The organism is Micromonospora parastrephiae, from assembly GCF_016802865.1.
In the GTDB taxonomy this organism is placed as follows: domain Bacteria; phylum Actinomycetota; class Actinomycetes; order Mycobacteriales; family Micromonosporaceae; genus Micromonospora; species Micromonospora parastrephiae.
The window spans coordinates 1-6,058 of sequence record NZ_JAEVHM010000256.1 but is presented as its reverse complement, the minus strand read 5'-3'; the positions used below and the strand labels follow the sequence as shown (position 1 = coordinate 6,058).

Genomic DNA, 6,058 nt, shown 5'->3' with positions numbered 1-6,058 from the left:
CACCCGCAGAGGGTGCCCGCCCGTTCGCGCGTACTGCTGGGCTCAGCCGCCCGGGCGGCCGCCGCCGGGTCCACCGGGCTGGCCGCCCGGCTTGTTGGTGCCCGGCGGGGTGCCGCCGCCGCTGCTGACCTGGATGGTGACCACGCCGCCCTTGATGGTGCGCCCGTCGGGGCTGGTGCCGGCGGCGGTGCCCACCGGGCAGGGGGACGCCACCTTCGCTTCGGAGACGATCGGCTCAAAGCCCGCGCCCTTGACTCGGGACTTCGCGGTGTCCACCGGCTGGCACTTCACGTCGGGGATGCTGCGCTGGTCACCCTCGGAGATCTTCTGCCCCGGCGGCTCGAAGTTGATCCTCGGCTTGCCCTTCATGGCGTCCCGCAGCGTCTCGTACACCGGGGGGTTGATTCCGTCCTTCTGCTCGTGCTTCATCTTGACGTTGGTCTGCGGCCAGTCCGGGTCGGCCATGATGCCGGCCACCGCGTACTGCTTGGTCATGGCGACCAGGGCGGCGGTCTTCTCCGAGTCGGTGGTGCCGGACTTCCCGGCCACCGGCGCGTCGACGATGCTCTTCACCACCCCGGCGGTACGGCTGCTGCCGCACTTGCTGGTCTTGGAGTTGTCCCCGACCGGGCAGCGGGCGGCGTCCACGGCGGCACGGGCCACATCCGTGCTGAACCGCTTCTCGCAGCGCGGGTTGGCGATGTCCAGCTTCTTGCCGTCCGGGTCGCGGATCTCCTGCACCGGGATGGGCTCGCAGTACTTGCCGTCCGCCGCCAGGGTCGCGTACGCGTTGGCCAAGTCGAGCGGCGTGGTGGAGGAGACGCCCAGGGTGAAGGCACCCCACTGGTGCGCCGCCTCCTTGGTCGCGGCGAACTTGGCGTCGTTGCTGGCCCGGAACTGGATGCCGGCGCGCTTGGCGGCATCGACCACGTTCTCCGCGCCGACCTGCTGTTGCAGCGGCACGAAGTAGGTGTTGATCGACTGGGCGAACGCGCTCCACATGGTCTGCACGCCGCCGGCCTTCTTGCCCGAGTTGGTCGGGCAGTAGAAGTGGGTGCCGGGGCAGGCGGCTTCGCTGCTGCTGTCGATGATGTATTCCGACTTGAACGTCTGCGGCGCGTTGAAGGAGTAGCTGAGCGGAATGCCCTTCTCCAGCGCCGCCACGATGCTGAAGATCTTGAAGGTCGAGCCGGCCTGGTAGCCGGTGATGCCGTCGCCGCCGGTGAGCAGCGGGTTGACGGTCGCCGGGTAGTTACCCCGGATGTTCTTCCTGCTCTTCGCCGGATCGCTGGAGATCTTGTTCTTCGGGTTCTTCGGGTCGTCGAGCTTGAATTGACGGTTGACCGCCAGCGCCCGCACCCGCCCGGTGCCCGGCTCCACGACCGCGACCATGGCGGCTTCCTTGCTGTTCACGCTCTTGGCCTTGCGGACCGCCTTGTCCGCGCCCCTCTGCGCCTGCACGTCGATCGAGGTCACGACGGTGTAGCCGCCGCTCTTCAGTCGCCGCTCCCGGTCGTACGTGGTCGAGCCGAACGTCTCCTGCTGCATCCACCACCGGTAGAAGTAGTCGCAGAAGAAGCCCCACTCGTTGACGTTCGCGGCGACGCAGCCGTTCGGGGTGCGCTTGTCCTTCACCACCAGCTTGGTCGCCTTGGCGGCGTCGGCCTCCTGCTGGGTGATGGCCTTGATGTCGACCATGTTCTGGATGACGTAGTTGCGTCGGTCCAGTGCCAGCGGGAAGCCGGCCTTGGTGGTCGGGTCGTTGGTGGTGGGCGCCTTCACCATGCCGGCCAGCAGCGCCGCTTCCTCGATCTTGAGCTTGCTCGGCGGCTTGCCAAAGTAGACCTGGCTGGCGGCGTAGACGCCGTACGCCCCGTTGCCGAACGAGGCGAGGTTGAGGTAGCGGGTGAGGATCTCGTCCTTGGAAAACTCCTTGTCGACCTGGAGGGCCAGCCGCATCTCGCGGAGCTTGCGGGCGCTGGTGTCCTCCGTCGCCGCGACCACGTCGGCCGGGTGGGTCGCCGAGTAGGCGATGGCCAGCCGGACGTACTGCATGGTCAGCGTCGACGCGCCCTGGCGGCCGGCGCTGTCGTTCTGGTTGTTCACGAACGCGCGGGCGACACCGTTGATGTCGACGCCGTTGTGCTTGTAGAAGTCATGGTCCTCGGCCGCGATGATGGCCTTCTGCATGTACGGCGAGATGTCGGGGAGCTTCACGTCCCGCCGGTTCTCGTCGTACATCGTCGCTAGCGGGGTCTTGCCGTCCGCGGCCAGCAGGTAGCTGATCTGTGGCGCACGGGCCACCGTCAACTCCGTGGGCAGGGCGCCGAAGGTCTCGGCGCCGGCCTTGGCGGCCAAGCCGGACATCGCCACCGCGGGGAAGGCCGCCGCTGCGACCACCACGCCGGCCAGCAGGCCACATACAAGCAGCGATGCGGCGTTGGTCAGCACATTGTGGTCACGTTTCCGCATCCAGGTCACCTCGACAGGGTACGCGAGTAGGGAACGAGGGGCGCTGGGGCGTTCTTTCCCCATTTCCTGCGCGCGCTGCCCTCGTTGTGCTAAACGCACGACCCCCGGTGCGTGGTTGCGTGTGACCTGGCGCGAGTCTCCTCCGTTTGCTGGAGGCGGCGCAGCGTTTTCGTCGACGTCGGCGGGGTAACCGGCGGTCGAGAGCCCGGGAAGCCGGGAGTGTCCGGAATGATGGATTTCGTCGACAACGTTGCGTAATCGGTCGACTACAGAGCATGATGGGGGCGGCGACAGCGCCACATGTCGTCCGCGCGCCTTGGGGAAGGCGGGCCGGGCGATCGGGGGGAATTGCCGGCTGACGTGCATCGAGGTCGGTAGGTACTGCAAGGGGGGACGTGTACACATGGGCATGATCACTGACTGGCCGTCGCTGGCGGCGTGTCAGAACGGGGACCCGGACGCGTTGTTCGTACAGGGCGCCGAACAGAACGTGGCGAAGCGGATCTGCCGGAGCTGCCCAGTTCGGTACGAGTGCCTGGCCGACGCGCTGGACAACCGGATCGAGTTCGGTGTGTGGGGTGGCATGACCGAACGCGAACGCCGGGCGCTGCTGCGTCGTCACCCGCAGGTGACGAGCTGGCGCAAGATGTTCGAGGCCGCGATGAAGAAGAACAGCAAGGACAAGGCCGGCAAGGACAAGATCCTGGTCAGCGCGGCCAACTGACGCCGGTCACGGCCGGCTGATCGCCGCGCCGATCGTCCGCAGCCCGTCGACGTCGTGCACGTCGGCGGGCTGCGCCGTCACCGACACCGCCGGCACGGCAGGGAACGCCTCGGTGAACCGCGCGGCCACCTGCTGCTCGCGTACCGCCTGGCGGGCCAGCGCGGCGTGCGCCCGCAGCACGTCGGCGGTGGCCTCGTGTCCACCCAGCTCGGTCAGCCGCTCCGCGGCGGCCCGGCTCTGCTCGGCGTCCAGCTCCGGCGCCGCCGGCCGGTGCACCCGGTTGAGCACCAGGCCGGCCAGCGGCATCTTCTCCTCCCGCAGCCGGCCGGCGAAGTAGGCGGCCTCCCGGACCGCGTCCGGCTCCGGGGCCGCGACCAGCACGAAGGCCGTCTCCCGCGCCTGCAGGATGCGGTACGTCTGCTCGGCCCGCTGCCGGAAACCGCCGAACATCGAATCCAGTGCGGCCACGAACCCGGACAGGTCGGTGAGCAGTTGCGCGCCGAGCACCTTCTGCACCACCTTCGAGAACATCCCGAACGAGGCCGTGACCAGGCTGAACATGCTCCGGCCGCCGCTGCGGGCCGGCGCCAGCAGCAGGCGCAGCATCCGGCCGTCGAGGAACCGGGACAGCCGGGCCGGCGCGTCCAGGAAATCCAGTGCCGAGCGCGACGGCGGAGTGTCCACCACGATCAGGTCCCACTCGCCGCGGGCGTGCAGCTGGCCCAGCTTCTCCATCGCCATGTATTCCTGCGTGCCGGCGAACGTGGAACTCATCGCCTGGTAGAACGGGTTCGCGAAGATTTCCGCGGCCTTCGCCGGGTCGGTGTGCTGCAGCACCACGTCGTCGAAGGTGCGCTTCATGTCGAGCATCATGGCGTGCAGCTCACCGCCGCTGGCCTCGACGTCGATCCCCTTGACCTGGCGGGGGGTGTTGTCCAGCTCGGTCAGCCCCAACGACTGGGCCAGCCGGCGGGCCGGGTCGATGGTGAGCACCACCGTGCGGCGGCCGTGCTGCTCGGCGGCCCGAAGCGCCAGCGCCGCGGCCGTGGTCGTCTTTCCCACCCCACCGGCACCGCAGCACACGATGATCCGCACGCCGGGGTCGGCGAGGATCTGGTCGACGTCCAGCTGCGGCGCCGCGTCTTCGGAAGGCACCAATCGAGCGTATCGGGCCGCGTGGGTCCGTGCGCCCGTGCCGACCTCAGGTGTGAGTCAACCCGCCCTGACGAGGGCCTGGGCCAGCGTGGCCAGGCCCGCCCGGTCCACGCCGTCGGGCAGCAACGGCAGCTCGACCATCGGCAGCCCCAACTCCACCAGGTCGGCCCGGAGCGAATCCTCCAACTCGCGGCGGATGAGTTGGTCACGGGCCTCGTCGTGCAGGCCGGCGACGATCTCCCGGTCGGCCGGCAGCCCGGCGGCGACCAGTCCGCGCTTCAGCTCCGCCGCGGTGACGGCCCGGCCGGCGGGCAGCGGAGGACGGGTGGCGTTGACGATCACCTTGCCGACGCCGAAGCCGAGCGCGGTCAGGTCGGCGATCGCGTCCACCGTCTCCTGCACCGGCATCTCCTCCAGCAGCGTGACCACGTGCACCGCGGTCATCGGGGAACGCAGCAGCGCCGCGACCCCCTCGCTCTGGGTCTTGATCGGGCCGACCTTGGCCAGTCGAGCCGTCTCGGCGGTGACGTTCAGGAACCGGCCGATCCGCCCGGTCGGCGGAGCGTCCAGCACCACCGCGTCGTACGCGCGCCGCTGACCCGAGGTCCGGGTGGTGGCCTCCTTCACCTTGCCGGTGAGCAGCACGTCACGCAGGCCCGGGGCGATGGTGGTGGCGAAGTCGATGGCGCCCAGCTTGCGCAGCGCACGGCCCGCCGCACCCAGCTTGTAGAACATGTCGAGGTACTCGAGTAGCGCCTCCTCGGCGTCCACCGCGAGCGCGCGCACCTCACCGCCGTCCGGAGCGTCCGCGAGGTGCCGCTCCTCGTACGGCAGCGGGTCGATGCCGAACAGTTGGGCGATGCCCTGCCGCCCCTCGACCTCCACCAGCAGGGTGCGCCGGCCGCCGGCGGCCAGCGCCAGCGCCAGCGCGGCCGCCACGCTGGTCTTGCCGGTGCCACCCTTGCCGGTCACCACGTGGAGACGGGCCGACCATCCGGTACCGGCCGGGTCGGTCGGCCGCTCAGCTGCACGCACCCGTCGAGCCTATCCAGGCTCGTCGGTCACGCGACCTCGCAGACCCACCAACCCGTCTTCTGCACCACAGTGAAGCGCAGGTCCTGGTCGGCCACCTTCTCGTCCGCGGTGGTCATGGTGACCCGGGTGGAGACGGTGGCACGGTCCCCGGTCTCGTTGTCCACCTTCGGGGTGGTCCACCGGAAACGGGGGTTCTGGTACTCGGAGGCGTACTTCTGCACCTCGGCCACCTTCGCGGCGATCTCCTTGTCGTCGCGGGAGGCGGCGCAGACGTGGCTCGCCGCCTTGGTCGCGTCGCGATCCTTGTAGATCGCGGTGAGGAACTCGTCGACCGCGACGGCCGGCTCCTTGGCGCCCTCGCCGCTCTCGGCGTTACGCAGGGTCAGGAACGCCACCACACCGCCGCCCACGCAGAGCACCATGATCACGACCAGCGCGATCGCCGCGATCAACAGGCCGCGCTTCTTTCTCTGCGGCTCGGCGGCACCCTGGTAGGGCGGGTAGCCGGGTGGCGGCGGCGGGATCTCCGACGTTCCCGGGCCGCCGATTCCCGCCGGGGCCTCGGGCGCCGTCGGACCGCTCGGACCCGTGGCCTGGCCGGGACCACCGACGGCAGCCGCCTGGCTGGGGACGCCGGCGCGGCGACCGCCGGCGCGGCGGGTAGCGCGAGCT

At 69.9% G+C, this 6,058-nt stretch carries 5 protein-coding genes; 1 reads left to right on the top strand and 4 read right to left on the bottom strand.

The window, feature by feature from the left end; translation table 11 throughout:
* Positions 1–42 precede the first annotated feature (42 nt).
* Positions 43–2,472, bottom strand: a complete 2,430-nt coding sequence (locus JNW91_RS28645; RefSeq protein WP_203178595.1) for a transglycosylase domain-containing protein — start codon at positions 2,470–2,472, stop codon at positions 43–45.
* Positions 2,473–2,875: 403 nt separating this feature from the next.
* Between JNW91_RS28645 and JNW91_RS28640 the strand changes: the two genes are divergently transcribed.
* On the top strand, positions 2,876–3,196 hold the full coding sequence (locus JNW91_RS28640; protein WP_030328078.1) for a WhiB family transcriptional regulator: 321 nt from the start codon (positions 2,876–2,878) through the stop codon (positions 3,194–3,196).
* Positions 3,197–3,202: 6 nt separating this feature from the next.
* Here JNW91_RS28640 and JNW91_RS28635 read toward each other — a convergent pair whose 3' ends face one another.
* From JNW91_RS28635 to JNW91_RS28625, 3 genes are all read right to left on the bottom strand, one after another.
* The gene (locus tag JNW91_RS28635; RefSeq protein WP_203178594.1) at positions 3,203–4,351 is read right to left on the bottom strand and encodes an ArsA family ATPase; all 1,149 of its coding nucleotides are present in this window, start codon (positions 4,349–4,351) and stop codon (positions 3,203–3,205) included.
* A 57-nt stretch (positions 4,352–4,408) separates the two neighbouring features.
* The gene (locus JNW91_RS28630; protein ID WP_203178593.1) at positions 4,409–5,386 is read right to left on the bottom strand and encodes an ArsA family ATPase; all 978 of its coding nucleotides are present in this window, start codon (positions 5,384–5,386) and stop codon (positions 4,409–4,411) included.
* Positions 5,387–5,412: 26 nt separating this feature from the next.
* Positions 5,413–6,058, bottom strand: a 646-nt coding sequence (locus JNW91_RS28625; RefSeq protein ID WP_238425878.1) for an Rv0361 family membrane protein, incomplete at its 5' end; no start/stop codon positions are given.

Coding starts and splice junctions, on each gene's coding strand:
- JNW91_RS28645 (WP_203178595.1), bottom strand. CDS start 2,472: ATGCGGAAACGTGACCACAATGTGCTGACCAACGCCGCATCGCTGCTT.
- JNW91_RS28640 (WP_030328078.1), top strand. CDS start 2,876: ATGGGCATGATCACTGACTGGCCGTCGCTGGCGGCGTGTCAGAACGGG.